Source organism: Pseudomonas sp. St29 (assembly GCF_001547915.1).
GTDB lineage: Bacteria > Pseudomonadota > Gammaproteobacteria > Pseudomonadales > Pseudomonadaceae > Aquipseudomonas.
This window is the reverse complement of record NZ_AP014628.1, coordinates 1-18,344: the sequence shown is the minus strand read 5'-3', so window position 1 is coordinate 18,344 and position 18,344 is coordinate 1. Positions and strand designations below refer to the sequence as shown.

The 18,344-nt window shown below is 61.8% G+C and carries 17 protein-coding genes; 5 read left to right on the top strand and 12 right to left on the bottom strand.

What is annotated here, in order from left to right; translation table 11 throughout:
* The first annotated feature begins 45 nt into the window (after window positions 1–45).
* The 4 genes from glyQ to PST29_RS00065 all read left to right on the top strand — a co-directional run bounded on the left by glyQ (window position 46) and on the right by PST29_RS00065 (window position 4,454).
* Window positions 46–999, top strand: coding sequence for a glycine--tRNA ligase subunit alpha (gene glyQ, locus PST29_RS00080; protein ID WP_003177094.1), 954 nt, complete (start codon window positions 46–48; stop codon window positions 997–999).
* Window positions 996–3,050 (top strand): glycine--tRNA ligase subunit beta, encoded by a 2,055-nt coding sequence (glyS, locus tag PST29_RS00075; RefSeq protein ID WP_060842048.1) that lies wholly within the window; start codon window positions 996–998, stop codon window positions 3,048–3,050. Before glyQ ends, glyS begins: the two co-directional genes overlap by 4 nt.
* 17 nt (window positions 3,051–3,067) lie before the next feature.
* Window positions 3,068–3,601 carry a D-glycero-beta-D-manno-heptose 1,7-bisphosphate 7-phosphatase gene (gmhB, locus tag PST29_RS00070; RefSeq protein WP_060842047.1) on the top strand — a complete coding sequence of 178 codons (534 nt, stop codon included), beginning with the start codon at window positions 3,068–3,070 and terminating at the stop codon, window positions 3,599–3,601.
* An 82-nt stretch (window positions 3,602–3,683) separates the two neighbouring features.
* Window positions 3,684–4,454: a lysophospholipid acyltransferase family protein gene (locus PST29_RS00065; protein ID WP_060842046.1), complete on the top strand. Its 771-nt coding sequence runs from the start codon at window positions 3,684–3,686 to the stop codon at window positions 4,452–4,454.
* Window positions 4,455–4,634: 180 nt separating this feature from the next.
* Here the strand turns inward: PST29_RS00065 and PST29_RS00060 are convergent, their stop codons facing one another.
* From PST29_RS00060 to PST29_RS00050, 3 genes are all read right to left on the bottom strand, one after another.
* Window positions 4,635–6,953 carry a CHASE2 domain-containing protein gene (locus tag PST29_RS00060; protein ID WP_060842045.1) on the bottom strand — a complete coding sequence of 773 codons (2,319 nt, stop codon included), beginning with the start codon at window positions 6,951–6,953 and terminating at the stop codon, window positions 4,635–4,637.
* Between the two features lie 18 nt (window positions 6,954–6,971).
* The gene (locus PST29_RS00055) at window positions 6,972–7,970 is read right to left on the bottom strand and encodes a FecR family protein (RefSeq protein ID WP_060842044.1); all 999 of its coding nucleotides are present in this window, start codon (window positions 7,968–7,970) and stop codon (window positions 6,972–6,974) included.
* 399 nt (window positions 7,971–8,369) lie between these two features.
* Window positions 8,370–8,657: a hypothetical protein gene (locus PST29_RS00050; protein WP_060842043.1), complete on the bottom strand. Its 288-nt coding sequence runs from the start codon at window positions 8,655–8,657 to the stop codon at window positions 8,370–8,372.
* Between the two features lie 233 nt (window positions 8,658–8,890).
* Between PST29_RS00050 and PST29_RS00045 the strand changes: the two genes are divergently transcribed.
* Window positions 8,891–9,619 (top strand): response regulator transcription factor, encoded by a 729-nt coding sequence (locus tag PST29_RS00045; protein ID WP_060842042.1) that lies wholly within the window; start codon window positions 8,891–8,893, stop codon window positions 9,617–9,619.
* Between the two features lie 27 nt (window positions 9,620–9,646).
* Here the strand turns inward: PST29_RS00045 and PST29_RS00040 are convergent, their stop codons facing one another.
* From PST29_RS00040 to dnaA, 9 genes are all read right to left on the bottom strand, one after another.
* A complete protein-coding gene (locus tag PST29_RS00040) occupies window positions 9,647–9,967 on the bottom strand; it encodes an immunity protein Imm33 domain-containing protein (protein ID WP_173664394.1) in 321 nt (106 codons plus the stop codon).
* The gene (locus PST29_RS00035; RefSeq protein WP_060842040.1) at window positions 9,964–10,449 is read right to left on the bottom strand and encodes a DUF4265 domain-containing protein; all 486 of its coding nucleotides are present in this window, start codon (window positions 10,447–10,449) and stop codon (window positions 9,964–9,966) included. The genes PST29_RS00040 and PST29_RS00035 overlap by 4 nt, the downstream gene beginning before the upstream one ends.
* A gap of 56 nt (window positions 10,450–10,505) precedes the next feature.
* On the bottom strand, window positions 10,506–10,643 hold the full coding sequence (locus tag PST29_RS32080; protein ID WP_159426265.1) for a hypothetical protein: 138 nt from the start codon (window positions 10,641–10,643) through the stop codon (window positions 10,506–10,508).
* Window positions 10,644–10,682: 39 nt separating this feature from the next.
* Window positions 10,683–11,195, bottom strand: coding sequence for a DUF4265 domain-containing protein (locus tag PST29_RS00030; protein ID WP_060842039.1), 513 nt, complete (start codon window positions 11,193–11,195; stop codon window positions 10,683–10,685).
* Between the two features lie 188 nt (window positions 11,196–11,383).
* Window positions 11,384–11,899 carry an Imm21 family immunity protein gene (locus PST29_RS00025; RefSeq protein ID WP_060842038.1) on the bottom strand — a complete coding sequence of 172 codons (516 nt, stop codon included), beginning with the start codon at window positions 11,897–11,899 and terminating at the stop codon, window positions 11,384–11,386.
* A 114-nt stretch (window positions 11,900–12,013) separates the two neighbouring features.
* The gene (gene gyrB, locus PST29_RS00020) at window positions 12,014–14,431 is read right to left on the bottom strand and encodes a DNA topoisomerase (ATP-hydrolyzing) subunit B (RefSeq protein ID WP_060836809.1); all 2,418 of its coding nucleotides are present in this window, start codon (window positions 14,429–14,431) and stop codon (window positions 12,014–12,016) included.
* A 4-nt stretch (window positions 14,432–14,435) separates the two neighbouring features.
* Window positions 14,436–15,539 carry a DNA replication/repair protein RecF gene (recF, locus tag PST29_RS00015; protein WP_060836808.1) on the bottom strand — a complete coding sequence of 368 codons (1,104 nt, stop codon included), beginning with the start codon at window positions 15,537–15,539 and terminating at the stop codon, window positions 14,436–14,438.
* Window positions 15,540–15,559: 20 nt separating this feature from the next.
* A complete protein-coding gene (gene dnaN, locus PST29_RS00010; protein WP_009046209.1) occupies window positions 15,560–16,663 on the bottom strand; it encodes a DNA polymerase III subunit beta in 1,104 nt (367 codons plus the stop codon).
* Between the two features lie 38 nt (window positions 16,664–16,701).
* The gene (gene dnaA / locus PST29_RS00005; RefSeq protein WP_060842037.1) at window positions 16,702–18,243 is read right to left on the bottom strand and encodes a chromosomal replication initiator protein DnaA; all 1,542 of its coding nucleotides are present in this window, start codon (window positions 18,241–18,243) and stop codon (window positions 16,702–16,704) included.
* Window positions 18,244–18,344: the final 101 nt, after the last annotated feature.

The window sequence follows — 18,344 nt, the reverse complement described above, 5'->3', positions numbered from 1 at the left end:
ATACTCCCGCTCCTTAAATCGCAGCCCAAGTAACAGGTGAATTTCGTGAGCCAGCCTACGCCAGCCGTGCGTACCTTCCAAGACTTGATCCTCGCCCTCCAGCAGTACTGGGCCGAGCAAGGTTGTGTGGTACTTCAGCCCTACGATATGGAAGTAGGCGCCGGCACTTTCCACACCGCCACATTCCTGCGGGCCATCGGCCCGGAAACCTGGAACGCCGCTTATGTGCAGCCCAGTCGTCGCCCGACTGACGGCCGCTACGGCGAAAACCCCAACCGCCTGCAGCACTACTATCAGTTCCAGGTGGTGTTGAAGCCCAATCCGGAGAACTTCCAGGAGCTGTACCTGGGTTCCCTGAAGCACGTGGGCCTGGACCCGCTGGTGCACGACATCCGTTTCGTCGAGGACAACTGGGAATCGCCGACCCTGGGCGCCTGGGGCCTGGGCTGGGAAGTCTGGCTCAACGGCATGGAAGTGACTCAGTTCACCTACTTCCAGCAGGCCGGTGGCATCGAGTGCTACCCGGTGACCGGCGAGATCACCTACGGCCTGGAACGCCTGGCCATGTACCTGCAGGGCGTGGACTCGGTGTACGACCTGGTGTGGGCCGACGGCCCGTTCGGCAAGGTCACCTATGGCGATGTGTTCCACCAGAACGAAGTGGAGCAGTCGACCTACAACTTCGAGCACGCCAACGTCGAGAAGCTGTTCGAACTGTTCGATTTCTACGAAAGCGAAGCCAAGCGCCTGATCGAGCTGGATCAGCCGCTGCCGCTGCCGAGCTATGAAATGGTCCTCAAGGCCTCGCACACCTTCAACCTGCTGGATGCACGCCGGGCGATCTCGGTGACTGCGCGCCAGCAGTACATCCTGCGTGTGCGCACCCTGGCGCGTTCCGTGGCGCAAGCCTACCTGCTGGCCCGGGCCAAGCTGGGCTTCCCCATGGCAACCCCGGACCTGCGTGATGAAGTGTTGGCTAAGTTGGAGGCGGCACAATGAGTGCGCAAGATTTTCTGGTTGAACTGGGCACTGAAGAACTGCCACCCAAAGCCCTGAACACCCTGGCCGAAGCCTTCCTGGCCGGCATCGAGAAAGGCCTGCAGAGCGCCGGCCTGAGCTTTCAGGCCAAGCACGTGTACGCCGCGCCACGGCGCCTGGCGGTACTGATCACCCAGCTGGCCACCCAGCAGCCGGATCGCAGCATCAACCTCGACGGCCCGCCACGCCAGGCGGCGTTCGACGCTGAAGGCAACCCGACCCAGGCAGCCCTGGGCTTTGCCAAGAAGTGCGGCGTCGAACTCAGCGAGATCGATCAGAGCGGTCCGAAACTGCGCTACAGCCAGAGCATCAAGGGCAAGCCGACCGCCAGCCTGCTGCCGACCATCGTCGAAGACTCGCTGAACGACCTGCCGATTCCCAAGCGCATGCGCTGGGCCGCGCGCAAGGAAGAGTTCGTGCGTCCGACCCAATGGCTGGTGATGCTGTTGGGCGACGACGTCATCGACTGCACCATCCTGGCCCAGAAGGCCGGCCGCGATTCCCGTGGCCACCGCTTCCATCACCCGCAAAGCGTGCGCATCACCTCGCCGGCCAACTACCTGGCCGACCTGCGTGCCGCCTACGTGCTGGCCGATGCCAACGAGCGTCGCGAGCTGATCAGCAAGCGCACCGCCGAGCTGGCCACCCTGCAGGAAGGCACGGCGATCGTCCCGGCGGACCTGCTGGACGAAGTGACCGCCCTGGTGGAATGGCCGGTGCCACTGGTGTGCTCGTTCGAGGAGCGTTTCCTTGAAGTGCCCCAGGAAGCCCTGATCACCACCATGCAGGACAACCAGAAGTACTTCTGCCTGCTGGACGTCGACGGCAAGTTGCTGCCGCGCTTCATCACCGTGGCCAACATCGAGAGCAAGGACCCCCGCCAGATCATCGAGGGCAACGAGAAAGTCGTGCGCCCACGCCTGACCGACGCCGAGTTCTTCTTCAAGCAGGACAAGAAGCAGAAGCTCGAAGACTTCAACCTGCGCCTGCAGAACGTGGTCTTCCAGGAAAAACTCGGCAGCGTCTACGACAAGGCCGAGCGGGTGTCCAAGCTGGCGGCCTTCATTGCCCCGCGCATCGGCGGCGACGCCCAGCGCGCGGCCCGTGCCGGCCTGCTGTCCAAGTGCGACCTGGCCACCGAAATGGTCGGCGAGTTCCCGGAGATGCAAGGCATCGCCGGCTACTACTACGCCCTCAATGACGGTGAGCCGGAAGACGTGGCCCTGGCCCTGAACGAGCAGTACATGCCCCGTGGCGCCGGCGCCGAGCTGCCAAGCACCGTGACCGGTGCCGCCGTGGCCATCGCCGACAAGCTGGACACCCTGGTGGGGATCTTCGGCATCGGCATGCTGCCCACCGGCAGCAAGGACCCCTACGCCCTGCGTCGCGCGGCCCTGGGCGTGCTGCGGATCCTGATCGAGAAGAAGTTCGATCTCGACCTGAACGACGCCGTGGCCTTCGCCGTCAGCGCCTTCGGCAGCAAGGTCAAGGCCGCCGGCCTGGCCGACCAGGTGCTGGAGTTCATCTTCGACCGTCTGCGTGCCCGTTACGAAGACGAAGGCGTGGATGTGGCCACCTACCTGTCGGTACGTGCCCTGAAACCGGGCTCGGCCCTGGACTTCGACCAGCGCGTGCAAGCCGTGCAGGCCTTCCGCAAGTTGCCGGAAGCCGCCGCCCTGGCCGCGGTGAACAAGCGCGTGTCGAACCTGCTGAGCAAGATCGAAGGCAATGTGCCGACCACCGTCGAAGCCAAGTACTTTGACAACGCCAACGAGTTCTCCCTGTACTCGGCGATCCAGCAGGCGGACCAGGCCGTCCAGCCGATGGCCGCAGCGCGTCAGTACAGCGAGACCCTGGCCCGCCTGGCCGCCCTGCGCGAGCCGGTGGACGCCTTCTTCGAGGCGGTGATGGTCAATGCCGAGGACGCCAAGGTGCGGGCCAACCGCTATGCGCTGCTGGCGCGTCTGCGGGGCCTGTTCCTGGGTGTGGCGGACATTTCGGTACTGAGCTGATCAGGTAAGGAAAGGCTGTGAAACTGCTGATACTCGACCGTGACGGCGTGATCAATCACGACTCCGATGCCTACATCAAATCGGTGCAGGAGTGGATTCCAATCCCCGGCTCGATCGAAGCCATTGCGCAGTTGAGCAAGGCCGGCTGGACGGTGGCGGTCGCCACCAACCAGTCCGGCATCGCTCGCGGCTACTACGACCTGGCCACCCTCGACGCCATGCATGCGCGCCTGCGCGAGCTGGTGGCGGAGCAGGGCGGCGAGGTCGGGCTGATCGTCTATTGTCCCCATGGCCCCGACGAAGGGTGCGCCTGCCGCAAACCGAAACCGGGCATGCTGCAAACCATTGCCGAGCATTACCAGGCAGAACTGACAGGTCTATGGTTTGTCGGTGACAGTATCGGTGACCTGGAGGCCGCAAAAGCCGTCGACTCTCAGCCAGTATTGGTAAAGACCGGGAAAGGCGAAAAGACTCTGGGGAAAACCCTGCCGGTTGGCACCTTGATTTTTGACGACCTGGCGGCCGTTGCCGCTGAACTTATCCACAATTAGGCCCCTTCTGGCATCCTGACCAAGGACTGTTCGGGAGAGCGCTTTTTAACAGGCGGGCATGCCCGCAATGGTAAATGCCGCTATGTCGATCCTGCAGGCCATCAGAACCTTCTTCTTTTACCTGCTGTTGGGCACCAGTTCCTTGCTGTGGTGCTCCCTGAGCTTTTTTATCGCGCCGTTCCTGCCATTCAAGGCGCGCTATCGCTTTATCAACGTCTACTGGTGTCGCTGCGCGCTGTGGCTGACCAAGGTATTTCTGAACATTCGCGTAGAAGTGCAGGGCGCTGAAAACGTCCCGCAGCGGCCCTGCGTGATCGTCTCCAATCACCAGAGCACCTGGGAGACCTTCTTCCTCTCGGCCTATTTCGAGCCTTTGAGCCAGGTCCTCAAGCGTGAGTTGCTGTATGTGCCGTTCTTCGGCTGGGCCATGGCCATGCTGCGCCCCATCGCCATCGACCGCGACAACCCCAAGGCCGCGCTCAAGCAGGTGGCGAGCAAGGGCGACGAACTGCTCAAGGACAATGTCTGGGTGCTGATCTTTCCGGAAGGCACCCGCGTCCCCTACGGCACCATTGGCAAGTTCTCCCGCAGTGGCAGCGCCCTGGCGGTGAACGCCGACCTGCCGGTGCTGCCGGTGGCCCACAACGCCGGCAAGTTCTGGCCGAAGACCGGCTGGGCCAAGCGCGCGGGCACCATCACCGTGACCATTGGCGCACCGATGTACGCCGAAGGCAGCGGGCCGCGCGCCATCGCCGAGCTCAATGACCGGGTGGCGGCCTGGAATGAACAGGCCCAGCGGGATATGGGCTCATTGCCACCATTGGCCACTTCCACGGATAAGGTTGCTGTATGAGCTTCTGTGGATAACCTGTGTACGACTTTTCTCACAGCGGCGGAAATCCACCTATAAATCACTGATTTATATGCATATTTACCAAGCTAATAAAATGTGGAAAAACGTGCATAAGTTTTTCAGACACAAAAAAACCGGCCTCGCTGCCGGTTTTTTTTCGCCCGTTCAATCCCAATGGCTTCAGTCCTGCAACAAAGGCAGCTCAAGGATGAAACAGGAGCCCTGGCCGACCTCGCTGCGACAGCTGATCCGCCCCTGGTGCCGGTCCACCACCGCCTTGACCATGGCCAGCCCCAGGCCCAGGCCATCGATGCCCTGGGCCGAGGCAAAGCGCTGGTACTGGCCGAACAGCTGGGGCAGGTCCGCCGCGGCAATCCCCTGGCCCTGATCGGCGATCTCGCAGCGCAGCCAGCCCTCGGCACAGCTCACCGCAACATGAACCGTGGAGCCCTGCGGGCTGTACTTGATAGCGTTCTCCAGCAGATTGAACAGGGCCCGGGTCAGCAGCGACTGGTCCGCGAGGATCATGCCTTCATTGTCTTCATCCAGGTCATGCAGCAGGCGGATCTGCTTCAGCTGGGCCAGGGTGGTGGCCTGGTCGAAGGCATCCAGCACCAACATGGCGAACATGCTCGGCGCGAACTGATAGGCCTCCGACTCGGCCTTGGCCAATTGCACGAAAGCCTCGGTCAGCTCCAGGGCCCGGCGCACCTGCTGCTCGATCTGGTTGTAGACCTGCCCGGGCGGCGAGGGCTGGCGGCTTTGCACATCCAGCAGCGCGAGGATCGCCGAGTGAGGCGCGCGCAGATCGTGGGACAGAAAACGCAGCAGCACGCCACGCTGCTGCTCGGCGTCCCGCTCGACGCTGAGGTCGGTAAGGCTCAATAACCAACCGATGGCGTTGTCACTGTCCACCGGCAGCAGGGGCGCCAGTTCCATGCGCAGGCTGCGCTGCCGGACGTCGCGAAACTCCAGGGCCGGCAACTGTCCCAGGCTCGGAACCGGGGCCCCGTCCGTCAGGCCCGGGTAACCCAGGGCGGCCAACTGCGCAATCAAGGGCTGCCCCACCAGGGAGTGGGCGAACACGTCCCGGGCATTGCGGTTGGCCAGCAGAATCTTGCCGTCCGGATCACTGATCAGGGTCGCCACCGGCAGGTACTCCAGGCCATCGGCGATAAAGCGCCGGGTATCCCGGGTCCGGCTCAGGGCCTGTTCCAGGGCAACGATCTGCCCTTGCAGCACATCACCGGAGGGGGTCTGGCTACGACGGCGCTCCGGCAACACCTTGGGCTCGCTGTCCAGGCGCTCCAACTCCCAGCCGAAGTAGGCCAGGATCACGCTCAGCCGCCGCCAGTTCCAGATCAGGTAAGCCAGCAGCATGCCCAGCAGGCTGGCCACCGGCGACCACCAGTAGCCCAGGCGCAGCATCAGCACCGATCCCAAGAGCGCCAGGCCCATGCAACCCAGGGTGATCCACAAGGCGTGACGCGGCCGCCAGAGCAACAACCCGAGCAAGGCGGCGGTCAGGGCCATGGACAACAGCATCCCCGACCACTGGCCCAGGTCGACGATGCTGCGATGCTGCAAAAGCCCATTGAGCAGGTTGGCCTGGATCTCCACCCCCGGCGTGGTGCCCTGGCTGCCGGATTGCGGGGTGACATAACGGTCGCCCAGCCCCGGGGCAGTGGAACCGACCAGGATCAGCCGGTCACGCAGCAACTCGGCGGGCACCTCGCCACGCAGCACGCTGACATAGGGCACGCTGGGAAAGCCCGCCGCCTTGTCGATAAAGGCAATACGTACCGGGTTGGCTCGCAGCCAGCCCCGGGCCACCTGCGGAGTCTCCGGGCCCGGCATCAGCGGCGACAGCGGATCGGCTTCGGTGAGCTGGTAGAGCAACCAGGTCAGCTGCGCCCGCGGCGCCTGCTGCGGACCTTCGCGCAGGTAGACGCTGCGCACGGTACCGTCGGCATCCGCTTGCGCGTTGATATGCCCCAGGCCCCGGGCGCAGTGGCGCAGCACCGGCACCGGAGGGATTTCCTCCAGGTCCTGGCCATAGCGAGCGACCCCCTCGCGCAGCACCGGCAGGAACACCGTGCCGGCGCGGCACAGGGCGGTGGCCAACCGGGTGTCGTTTTCCACAGAACTGCCGGGCTCGCTGAGGATCACATCGAACAGCACGCCTTTGACCTTGGCGTCCGTCAGCCGGTCCAGCAACTGTCCATGCATCGTCCGGGGCCAGGGCCAGCGTCCCAGTTGCTGCAGGCTGTAGTCGTCGATGGTCACCAACAGAATGCGCGGATCGACCGGCAGCGGGGTAAAGCGTCGCAGGTTGTCATAGAACAGATTGTTCAACGCCAGGCCCTGGCTCAGGGACAGCAAGGCCGTCAGGGGCAGCAGTATCAGGCCAACCCACAGCCATTCACGTACCAGGCGGCGAAACAGACGCTGGGCCTGGGTCGGTTCACGGCCGTTGGCCCTCTGCTTCCAGAAACTCATCGACGGCCCGCCGACGGCTTATTGAACACGAGTGGTCCTGGGGTAGTAGAAGATGTCATAGACCCCGGTTTCTCCTTCCAGGCCATGCTCGTCGAACGCCGAGAGCCGTACATGATAGAAAAACGCCTTCAGGCCAGTGAAGTTCACTTCCGGGGTGCTGGAGAACTGTTCCTGCTTGATGTTGAGGAAATCCTTGTCGGTAGCCACCTGAGCCCGATAGCGACGGGCACCCGGCAACGGTTGCAGGATCAGTTGCCAGACGGGCAGGGCGCCGGTTTGCCCGGCCTGTCCCAGCAGCCGAGGCGCAGCCAGCAGCTCCACCGGCTTGAGCTCGCCCTGCTTCTGAATGCGCAATCCCTGGCGCGCCATGACCTGGACCTCCCCCGGCAGCGGGCCGGCAGGTTTATCCACAACATGCTTGCCGGAGCGCCGAGCAGTCTTGCTCGGCGGCTGGTCGTCGCGGCTCACCGCCACCTGGCCGTTGAGCACTTCCACCAGGGATTGCTGATCGTCATTGCGCACTCGGAAGTGAGTCCCCCGCACCCCCAACACGCCTACGGGGGTCACGATCTGGAAACGGTCGTGGTCGCTGTTGCGCTTGATCACATAGGATTCGATCTGGCCCTGTTCCAGGACCACCTGAGGAATGCTGTATTGCGTGTTCAGTTGCAGGGTGACCTGGGAACTGGAGGGCAGTACCACGCGCGAACCGTCCCCGAGGGACAGGCTGACGAAAGCCGATGGCGAGGTTTTCACCCCTTCTTTCTCATCGATGCTCATGCCTTCCTCCAGGGCCACCTCGCGGCCCTTGGCGTCCAGTTTCCAGGCATCGCCCGTCAGGTGCTCGACGGTAGCCGGCAAGGGCTGGCCTCGGCATTGCTGGTTGTCATCCAGGTAGGGAAGGCGTTGCGGGGCAGCCTGCAAGGCGCAGGATGGCAGGATCAGCCCCGCTAGCAGCACTGCGGCGCACGCCACCTGCAACCGGCCAACGGACGGAGAAGGGCAGAGGTCATTCATGAATATGCTTTGAGCCTTTGGGAAAACCACGGCGAAATCCTACGCACCATACCTGAGGCAGCGCATGGGCAGAAAGCCGGGTGCTGCAGGGCATCGCCCAGGCAGAGGGGGCGAATCGGCACCGGGAGGGAAGAGCACAGCAAGCAAAGAAAGTGACACGTCCCTGTGTCGGAACCGGGGCGACAGGTCGCCCGGCCCAAAGTCCTGAGGAGGCACTCCCTGTATTCCCCTTCAACGACGCACGCAAGCGCGCGTTGTGCCGCCAGCCTGGCGGTTGACATTCCCTGTGTCGGAGCACTTCCAGGTGCCCCCGTGTGCCACTCAGCGAGAGCCAATGTAGCGCCGCGGGAGCGGTCGGGGCGGTTTTGCAATATTTGTTCAGAATCATCGCCTCGCCCTCTAAAAGACCCAGCGGGGTGCCGGTGACTGCCAATCCGCAGGCAGGGCTGTCCGGTCCAGTAGCGGTTCGGCATCCAGGGTCTGGCTGGCTTCATGGCGGGCGGGCGAGGCCGCCGTCGAGTAAGCCTCGACCTTGGCGGCCTCACAGCAGGAGGCGGACGACGACGGCAACCCGCTGGCACTGATCCCCAGATAAGCCGCCAGCATCAAGCTGACCAGGCGCAGCGGATCATCGCCGTTGAACATTCTGACCAGCGCGACCTGGCCTTTGCTGAACATGTTCCCCATGGTTCTTTTCCTTGCTTGAGCGAGCCGGTATCGTGCCGCTGCGATAGCCCCCCAGGCACCCGTGCTCCAGGTGCCTTACCGGCTATTTGATATCAGCGTACCGAGGGAGCAGGGGCTCAAGAGCAAATCGCCATAATTGTTCAGAATCAGGCAAGACACCTAAACTTCCCCCAGCCTGAAGCCGCTTGGATCTCTGCCTCAGGGGCTCTTCGAACCATAAGGAACTGCCTGGCATGCGTGTCGCGATACTGGATGACGAACCCGCAGAACTGGCACGGGTTGAACAGACACTGCGAGAAATTCCCGGCCCCGGTGAAGCCGCCTGGACCCTGCATCGCTTCGAACGGGGCGAAGACCTGCTACGTCAGCTCCGGCGGGAAACCTTCGACCTGCTGATACTCGACTGGCAACTGCCGGACCTCAGCGGTCTGTCGTTGCTGCGCTGGACTCGGGAACACATGGATGCCCCTCCGGCCGCCATCATGCTCACCAGCCGCGACGCCGAGAGCGATATTGTCCAGGCCCTGAACACCGGCGCCGACGACTACCTGAGCAAGCCGTTTCGTCCCAACGAACTCAAGGCCAGGGTCAATGCGGTGCTGCGTCGCCACGGCTTGCAGCGCAGCAGCAGTGAAGAGCTCCTGAGCTTCAACGACCTGACCTTCGACGATGCCGAACTCACCGTGACCCGCGCCGGGGCCCCCATCAGCCTGACCGAGCGCGAATACCGCCTGGCCCGCTGCCTGTTCGCCAACCTGGGCCGGCCGCTGTCTCGGGAGTACCTGTACGAAAGGTTCTGGACCCATGAGGAAATCGCCTCCTCGCGGCCCCTGGACACCCACATCTACCGCCTGCGCAACAAGCTGGGGCTGACCGCGGATCGCGGTTGGCAGCTGCTGACCATCTACGGCTATGGCTACCGGCTGGAAAGCGTCGCGTCGCCCGACCAGCAGGGCCACTGACCGCTGGCCGTCAAAAGCGGCTGGATATCACTCCGGGTCCTGCCAGACATCTTCATGGCCGTCGCGGTCGATGATGAAACGCGTCCCGCTCGGCAGATACAGGTAATCGATCACCTCCGGCAACAGCTCCAGCAGATGCTCGGTGCACAGAGGCTGGTAGAAATCCACGGCGGTGGAATGTTCGCCGCAGTGGATAAACCAACTGATCGTGCCGTTCTCCGGCAACTCGACCCGGGTGCCATAGATGGGCGACTGCGCCAGGGAACCGGTGGCCAGTGCAATCATCGGCTCCGGCGCCTGGGGAGCGAGGTCGTAGCGTTCACAGATAAGCCGCTGTCTTTCGTTCATTGCTCCAGCCACCAATCGAGCAAGGTCTCGTCATCGGTGTCATCGAGGTTTTTATAGATGTTGGCGTAGTACCACTCGATGCCCGTGGTCTCGCGGAAGCGGTTGAAGAACAAGGCGATGTTGTCCATGCCGTTTTGCGCCGGCACCGACAGTGTCAGATTGCCCTTGTAGCGCCCGTCGAGCATGCCGCCCAGTTCCGACACCACATCCGCCGCCAGGGCAGTAATGTCGTCCTCGGGGATGTGATCCGCATAAATATGAATGCAGAAGTTGCCGCCGCGCTTGAGCACCACGGCGGGGGCCTGCGGGTCCTTGATCGAGATAATGTCGCCCTTGGCCAGGTTCAGCGTCAGCCCCGGTGAGTAGAGAATCTCGTAGCTGTCGTCATCGATCCGCCGTACATGCAGCGGCTCATAGACCGGGCCACGGTCGTTTTGTCCCGCGACCACGCGAATCGATATTTCCTGGTTTTCATCATCCATCACAAATTTCCGCGCGATTGCTGTTTTTTCAAAGGGTGAAAAGAGCCGAGCCGGGCTCAGCCGCGTAGCGGGGTCGACTGCTCGATGAACACCGCTCCAAGCGCCTGTTCGATGGCCGGATCGTCCTGCAGTTCAGGTGCCAGCAACAGCACCAGCCGATCCAGGCCCGCACACCAGGTGACGGGGCTGGCCATTGCGGTCCTGGCTGAAACAACGGGCAGGCCCTTCTGCCGTCATGCCTGCACCTCAAGTGAAGCCAGCGACAAGCACTCGCTCATGCGCCCAGGCTCAATGACCCCGTGCTGCAAGCAGGCATCTTCATAGGCGATATGTTGGTCGTCGGTGATGGAGGACAGGTAGTGGTCGATTGCAGAAAAACTGACCTCGGGCGCGATATCCACAGCGAACAGCGACAGGCCCCGGGTCACCATACATCGGGCACCGAGGCTGCGCAGGTGCTGCACAATGCTCGAGCGCTCCGACTCGCGCTCGGCAAAAACCCGCAGCGTCGAGTGCCCGGATTGCCGCACCACGCCAGTCGCGATCAACTCGTGGGCATCGGCGCGAGTCAGCACCCAGTCCCCCTTGCTCACGCCGTAGAGATAGTAGGGCGTGTTATCCAACTCATAGACACCTGCACCCCGTTGAATGCCCCACAGCGATTCATACTCCACCGGTGGGTAACCGTCGGCATCGACGGTGAGCTTGAAAATGATCTTGTGAAACTGTGCTGTCGAGGTATCCATTCCTTCTCACCGAGGCGCCGCCATGGGCCTCACAAACTGCCCGTAAAAGAAGTTTTCCTCGAAGGAAAATATGACCTCTGCGCTATTCAGCATGACCAGGACCGTATTCTCATCGGACGGATAGAAAAAGTCGTCCCAGCATTTTATAAAAATATCCCTGTGCACCTGCGCTGCGCAGCACCTGAACCTCAGTACGGATGGACCCACTGACGAGGCACTATCTGGTGGATCAACAGGGCGGTATCGGGCGTGGGCTGGTAGCGGAATGTCGATACCTCGTTGTACGGCGACAGCAGTTGAAGGCGCAGACAAGCCTGTGGATCAAACCAGTCGACTCCATCAAACAGCACCAGCGCGTCGCTTGACCAATCAATACTCAACCGCTCGATCGGGGTCAGTGATCCAAACTCAAGCCGCTCAAGCTGCGCCAGCACCTCGGCCTCAGAAGGGGCGCAAATCCATCGGATAATCAGCAAGGCGTTGTCTGCCGTGGCAATCGCCGTGTCCAAAGGCTCGTCACCCAGGACAAGAATGTCGCCATCGACACCCTCCAGCCGGCCGGCATAGTCATCAATCTGACACGCCCTGTGGTAATCCGAGGGATGGCCGTCGAGGCCACGCCACATACCGGCCAAGCCTTCACCTATCACCACCAAGGGGCCACCGGAACTGGACAGCCATGGAGAAATCTTGAATCGACTCATAGGCTCCTTGCCTTCCTGTTAAGCAGAACAGCGACATGATCCACAGACAACACCGTGATGTCCGCGCAAAAAAAAGCCAACGCTAGGCGTTGGCTTTTGAGGTGCCGCTGCGGATCAGAAGTCCAGGTTGGACACCGCCAGGGCGTTGCTTTCGATGAAGTCGCGACGAGGCTCGACCGCATCACCCATCAGGGTGTTGAAGATCTGGTCGGCGCCGATGGCGTCTTCGATGGTCACCTTGAGCATGCGGCGCATGCTTGGGTCCATGGTGGTTTCCCACAGCTGGTCAGGGTTCATCTCGCCCAGACCTTTGTATCGCTGGATGGTGTGGCGCTTGGTGCTTTCCGCCATCAGCCAGTCCAGGGCTTCCTTGAACTCGGTGACGGCTTTCTTGCGTTCGCCGCGCTGAACATACGCGCCTTCGTCCAGCAGGGTGCTCAGTTGAGCGCCGAGGGAGACGACGGTCTTGTAGTCGTTGCTGCCGAAGAAGTCGCGGTTGAAGGTGACGTAGTTGGACAGGCCATGGGAGATCAGCTCGACCTCTGGCAGCCAGACATTACGTTCACGGTCTTCCCGCAGGCTGGCCTTGTAGACCAGGCCGGACTTCTCGGACGTGCGCAGGCGGGCGTCGTACTTGGCCAGCCAATCCTGCATGGCGGCGTGGTCGGACAGTTGCTCCATGGTCACGGCCGGCAGGTAGATGAAGTGCTCGGTCAGCTCCTGCGGGTACAGGCGCGACAGGCGCTTGAGGGTCTTCATCACCATGCGGAAGTCGTTGACCAGGCGCTCCAGCGCCTCGCCGGAGATCCCCGGAGCTTCGTCGTTCAGGTGCAGGCTGGCATCTTCCAGAGCCGACTGGGTCATGTAGTCTTCCATGGCGTCGTCGTCTTTGATGTATTGCTCTTGCTTGCCTTTCTTGACCTTGTACAGCGGCGGCTGGGCGATATAGATGTAGCCGCGCTCGATCAGCTCCGGCAACTGACGGAAGAAGAAGGTCAGCAGCAGGGTACGGATGTGCGAACCGTCGACGTCAGCATCGGTCATGATGATGATGTTGTGATAACGCAGCTTGTCGATGTTGTACTCTTCGCGGCCGATGCCGCAGCCCAGCGCGGTGATCAGGGTGCCCACCTCTTGCGAGGAGATCATCTTGTCGAAGCGTGCCTTCTCGACGTTGAGGATCTTGCCCTTGAGCGGCAGGATCGCCTGGGTCTTGCGGTTGCGTCCCTGCTTGGCGGAACCGCCAGCAGAGTCACCTTCCACCAGGTAGAGCTCGGACAGGGCCGGGTCTTTTTCCTGGCAGTCCGCCAATTTGCCCGGCAGGCCGGCGATATCCAGGGCGCCTTTGCGGCGGGTCATTTCACGGGCTTTACGCGCCGCTTCACGAGCACGGGCAGCGTCGATCATCTTGCCCACCACCAACTTGGCTTCGTTGGGGTTTTCCAGCAGGAAGTCGGAGAAGTACTTGCCCATTTCCTGTTCGACCGCGGTCTTCACTTCGGAAGACACCAGTTTGTCCTTGGTCTGGGAGCTGAACTTCGGATCCGGCACCTTCACCGAGATGATTGCGGTCAGGCCTTCACGTGCGTCGTCACCGGTGGTGGCGACCTTGTGTTTCTTGGCCAGGCCTTCCTGCTCGATGTAGTTGTTCAGGTTACGGGTCAGGGCCGAACGGAAGCCCACCAGGTGGGTGCCGCCGTCGCGCTGAGGAATGTTGTTGGTGAAGCACAACAGGTTCTCGTTGAAGCTGTCGTTCCACTGCAGGGCGATTTCCACGCCGATGCCGTCTTCACGCTGGATGTTGAAATGGAACACCTGGTTGACCGCAGTCTTGTTGGTGTTCAGGTATTCAACGAAGGCACGCAGGCCGCCTTCGTACTTGAACAGTTCTTCCTTGCCGCTGCGCTCGTCCTTGAGGACGATGCCGACACCGGAGTTGAGGAAGGACAGTTCACGAATCCGCTTGGCCAGGACGTCCCAGCTGAAGTGGATGTTCTTGAAGGTTTCAGCCGAAGGCTTGAAGTGGATCTGGGTACCGGTGGTTTCGCTGTCGCCAACGATCTTCATCCGCTCTTGCGGAACACCGTGGACGTAAGTCTGTTCCCAGATCTTGCCGCTGCGGCGCACGGTGAGGATCAGCTCTTCGGACAGAGCGTTCACTACCGATACACCCACGCCGTGCAGGCCGCCGGAAACCTTGTAGGAGTTGTCGTCGAACTTACCGCCGGCGTGAAGCACGGTCATGATGACCTCGGCCGCCGAGACGCCTTCTTCTTTGTGCACATCCACCGGGATGCCGCGACCGTTGTCGCGCACGGTGATGGATTCGTCCGGGTGGATGATGATGCTGATGTCGTCGCAATGACCGGCCAGCGCTTCGTCGATGGAGTTATCGACCACCTCGAACACCATGTGGTGCAGACCGCTGCCGTCATCGGTGTCGCCAATGTACATACCGGGACGTTTGCGTACGGCATCCAAACCTTTCAGCACCTTGATGCTGGTCGAGTCGTACGTATTTTCTTCGCTCATGCCTTCACTCCCGATGGTCGTGGGTCTGGGTGATACGGCCTTGTTCCACGTGGAACAAAGCGACTGGCGTTTCCGTCTGCCAGCCTTCCCTCAATAATTCGTGGTCTACACAGGTGATGAACACCTGGCAGCGTAAGTCTTCCAACAAGCGACAAAGTGCGCGGCGGTGCTGCTCGTCCAGCTCGGACGGCAAGTCATCCACCAGATAAATACACTGACCGCGACGGGCCTGGCTCACCAGGTGCCCCTGGGCAATGCGCAAGGCACAGACCACCAACTTCTGCTGGCCACGGGACAAGATGTCCGCGGCGTTGTGTCCGCCTAAGCGCAGACGCAAATCAGCACGTTGTGGACCGGCCTGGGTATGACCCATTTGCTGATCACGGTGCAGGGCGGTCGCGAGCACTTCACTGAGCTCTCGGTCCTTGTCCCAACCACGGTAATAGCTAAGCGTCAGGCCCTCGAGCTGCAGCAGCTCGCCCAAGGTCCGCTCAAAGACTGGTTTCAAGGCTTTGATGTAAGCGCGGCGGTATTCATCGATTTCAGCGCTGGCCTGACACAGTTCCCGGTCCCAGGCCGCTTGCGAAGCGGCGTCAAGTGTACCATGCCGCAGCCATGAGTTCCGCTGCCGCAGGGCCTTCTGCAGGCGCTGCCAGGTGGACATGAAGCGCGGTTCCACATGGAACACTCCCCAGTCCAGGAACTGCCGGCGGATCTTGGGGGCGCCTTCCAGCAGGCGAAAGCTGTCCGGGTTGATCAACTGCAGCGGCAGGATTTCCGCCAGCTGAGCGGCGCTGCGGGCATTCTGCCCGTCGATGCGGATCTGGAACTCCCCCTGGCGATCCCGGGATATTCCCAGGTTGCTGTGTCCGCCCTGGGCCAACTCCACCTGGCCAAACACGGTGCAGGCCAGTTGCTCGTACTGGATCACCGGTAACAGGCGGGCGCTGCGGAACGAGCGGGCAAGCCCCAGCAGGTGGATGGCTTCCAGCACGCTGGTCTTGCCACTGCCGTTGGCGCCGTAGAGAAGGTTGATGCGAGGAGAGGGGGAGAAGGTCACCGGGTGCAGATTGCGCACCGCGGTGACCGAGACGCGACTGAGGGACATCTAGCTTCTGCTGAGCATGATTACAGGCGCATCGGCATGACAACGTAAGCCGAGTCGTCGTTGTCGGATTCCTGCACCAGCGCACTGCTGTTGGAATCGGACAGGATCAGGCGAACCTGTTCGGTGGTCATCACGCCCAGTACGTCCAGCAGGTAGCTGACGTTGAAGCCGATTTCCAGCGAGCCGCCGTTGTATTCCACGCCCACTTCTTCTTCCGCTTCTTCCTGCTCCGGGTTGTTGGCCTGGATCTTCAGCTGACCATTGGCCAGTTGCAGACGGATGCCGCGGTACTTCTCGTTGGACAGGATCGCGGTGCGGCTGAAGGCTTCACGCAGGGCCTGACGGTCGCCCAATACCAGCTTGTCACCGCCTTTTGGCAGCACGCGCTCGTAGTCCGGGAACTTGCCGTCCACCAGTTTGGAAGTGAAGGTGAACTCGCCGGTGGTGGCGCGGATATGGTGCTGGCCCAGGACGATGCTGACGTTGCCGTCCGGCTCGGTGAGCAGGCGTGCCAGTTCCAGGATACCTTTGCGCGGCACGATCACCTGGTGACGATCGGGCTGACCGATATCCGCCTGCATCGAGCACATGGCCAGACGGTGACCGTCGGTGGCCACGGCGCGAATGATCCCGGCAGACACTTCCAGCAACATGCCGTTGAGGTAGTAGCGCACGTCCTGCTGGGCCATGGCGAAGCTGGTGCGCTCGATCAGGCGACGCAGCTTGCTCTGTTCCAGCTGGCAGGTCAGCGAGCCCGGGCCTTCTTCCACAGTCGGGAAGTCGTTGGCCGGCAGGGTCGACAGGGTGAAGCGGCTACGCCCGGCCTTCACCACCAGCTTCTGCTCGTCGACCTTGATGTCGATCAGGGCGTCGTTGGGCAGGCTCTTGCAGATGTCCATCAGCTTGCGCGCGGGAACGGTGATTTCCCCCGGTTCGGCCGGCTCTTCAAGTTGCACACGACCGACCAGCTCGACTTCCAGGTCGGTACCGGTCAGCGACAGTTGCTGGCCTTCGACAACCAGCAGCACGTTGGAAAGCACCGGCAAGGTCTGACGACGTTCGACGACGCCGGCGACCAGTTGCAGGGGTTTCAACAGGGCTTCGCGTTGAATGGTGAAATGCATGGTCTAGTCCCTTGCCTTAATAAGCTGCGTTGGAGTCATCAAGTGGTCAGAGTACGCAGCAGGTTCTTGTAGTCCTCGCGGATGTCCGCGTCGGATTCCTTAAGTTCATTGATCTTGCGGCAGGCGTGCAGCACCGTGGTGTGGTCGCGGCCGCCGAACACATCGCCGATTTCCGGCAGGCTGTGGTTGGTCAGTTCCTTGGACAGGGCCATGGCCACCTGACGCGGGCGGGCCACCGAACGCGAACGTCGCTTGGACAGCAGATCGGAAATCTTGATCTTGTAGTACTCGGCGACGGTGCGCTGGATGTTATCCACAGACACCAGCTTGTCCTGCAGGGCCAACAGGTCCTTCAGGGATTCGCGAATCAGCTCGATGGTGATGTCGCGGCCCATGAAGTGCGAGTGGGCAATGACCCGCTTGAGCGCGCCTTCCAGTTCACGGACGTTGGAGCGGATCCGCTGGGCAATGAAGAACGCCGCATCGTGGGGCAGTTCGACCTTGGCCTGGTCGGCCTTCTTCATCAGGATCGCGACCCGGGTTTCCAGTTCCGGCGGCTCGACCGCCACCGTCAGGCCCCAGCCGAAGCGGGACTTGAGGCGCTCTTCCAGGCCCTCGATCTCCTTCGGATAACGGTCGCTGGTGAGGATCACCTGCTGGCCGCCTTCGAGGAGGGCGTTGAAGGTGTGGAAAAACTCTTCCTGGGAACGCTCCTTGCGGGCGAAGAACTGAATGTCATCGATCAGCAGCGCATCGACCGAACGGTAGAAGCGCTTGAATTCGTTGATGGCATTGAGCTGCAACGCCTTGACCATGTCCGCCACGAAGCGCTCGGAATGCAGGTACACGACCTTGGCATTCGGGTTCTTCTTCAACAGGTGGTTACCCACAGCGTGCATCAAGTGGGTCTTACCCAAACCGACGCCGCCATACAGGAACAACGGGTTGTAGCCATGCTTGGGGTTGTCTGCCACCTGCCAGGCCGCCGCGCGGGCCAGCTGGTTGGACTTGCCCTCGACGAAGTTCTCGAAGGTGAAGGTGCGGTTCAGGTAACTGGTGTGCTTGAGCGCACCTTCCACCTGGACGGTACGTTGCTCGGCGCGTACCGGTGCCTGCTGCGAGCTGGCGCCCGCCATCGGGTCGAAGCTGTCACGAGAGGGTTCTTCGCTGACCTCGGCACTCTTCTGCGCCGCGGCTTTCTTGGCCGGAGCGGAAGTGGGTGCCGGAGTGGGCGCAGGAGCCGCCGCCGGGGTGGCATTGGCCGCTGCCGCTTGCAGCGCTTGCGAGGCAGCGGCGGCCAGTGGCGCATTAGGTGCAGCGCGAGGCGCCGAACTGCGTTTGCTGCCTATTAATAAGGAAAGAACCGGCGCACTGCCGTTGCCGTGTTCATCCAGCAGCTCGAGCACGCGCCCCAGGTACTTTTCGTTGACCCAATCGAGAACAAAACGATTCGGTGCGTAAACACGCAACTCGTCGCCTTCGGCTTCGACCTGTAGCGGACGGATCCAAGTGTTGAATTGCTGGGCAGGCAGCTCATCACGCAGAAGCTCCACGCACTGCTGCCAAAGTTCCACTGACACGGATATCCCCTAAGTTGAAAGCCGGTGAGGCAAAAACAAGCGGCCATTGTAGCGATCAGCCGCCCACTTATCCACATGTAGCGTGCCCTCAGGACACTAAG

What these genes read in the sequence shown, in the direction of transcription:
- glyS (WP_060842048.1), top strand. Translation starts at nt 996, where the DNA reads ATGAGTGCGCAAGATTTTCTGGTTGAACTGGGCACTGAAGAACTGCCA.
- PST29_RS00065 (WP_060842046.1), top strand. Translation starts at nt 3,684, where the DNA reads ATGTCGATCCTGCAGGCCATCAGAACCTTCTTCTTTTACCTGCTGTTG.
- PST29_RS00060 (WP_060842045.1), bottom strand. Translation starts at nt 6,953, where the DNA reads ATGAGTTTCTGGAAGCAGAGGGCCAACGGCCGTGAACCGACCCAGGCC.
- PST29_RS00055 (WP_060842044.1), bottom strand. Translation starts at nt 7,970, where the DNA reads ATGAATGACCTCTGCCCTTCTCCGTCCGTTGGCCGGTTGCAGGTGGCG.
- PST29_RS00050 (WP_060842043.1), bottom strand. Translation starts at nt 8,657, where the DNA reads ATGGGGAACATGTTCAGCAAAGGCCAGGTCGCGCTGGTCAGAATGTTC.
- PST29_RS00045 (WP_060842042.1), top strand. Translation starts at nt 8,891, where the DNA reads ATGCGTGTCGCGATACTGGATGACGAACCCGCAGAACTGGCACGGGTT.
- PST29_RS00040 (WP_173664394.1), bottom strand. Translation starts at nt 9,967, where the DNA reads ATGAACGAAAGACAGCGGCTTATCTGTGAACGCTACGACCTCGCTCCC.
- PST29_RS00035 (WP_060842040.1), bottom strand. Translation starts at nt 10,449, where the DNA reads ATGGATGATGAAAACCAGGAAATATCGATTCGCGTGGTCGCGGGACAA.
- PST29_RS32080 (WP_159426265.1), bottom strand. Translation starts at nt 10,643, where the DNA reads ATGGCCAGCCCCGTCACCTGGTGTGCGGGCCTGGATCGGCTGGTGCTG.
- PST29_RS00030 (WP_060842039.1), bottom strand. Translation starts at nt 11,195, where the DNA reads ATGGATACCTCGACAGCACAGTTTCACAAGATCATTTTCAAGCTCACC.
- PST29_RS00025 (WP_060842038.1), bottom strand. Translation starts at nt 11,899, where the DNA reads ATGAGTCGATTCAAGATTTCTCCATGGCTGTCCAGTTCCGGTGGCCCC.
- gyrB (WP_060836809.1), bottom strand. Translation starts at nt 14,431, where the DNA reads ATGAGCGAAGAAAATACGTACGACTCGACCAGCATCAAGGTGCTGAAA.
- recF (WP_060836808.1), bottom strand. Translation starts at nt 15,539, where the DNA reads ATGTCCCTCAGTCGCGTCTCGGTCACCGCGGTGCGCAATCTGCACCCG.
- dnaN (WP_009046209.1), bottom strand. Translation starts at nt 16,663, where the DNA reads ATGCATTTCACCATTCAACGCGAAGCCCTGTTGAAACCCCTGCAACTG.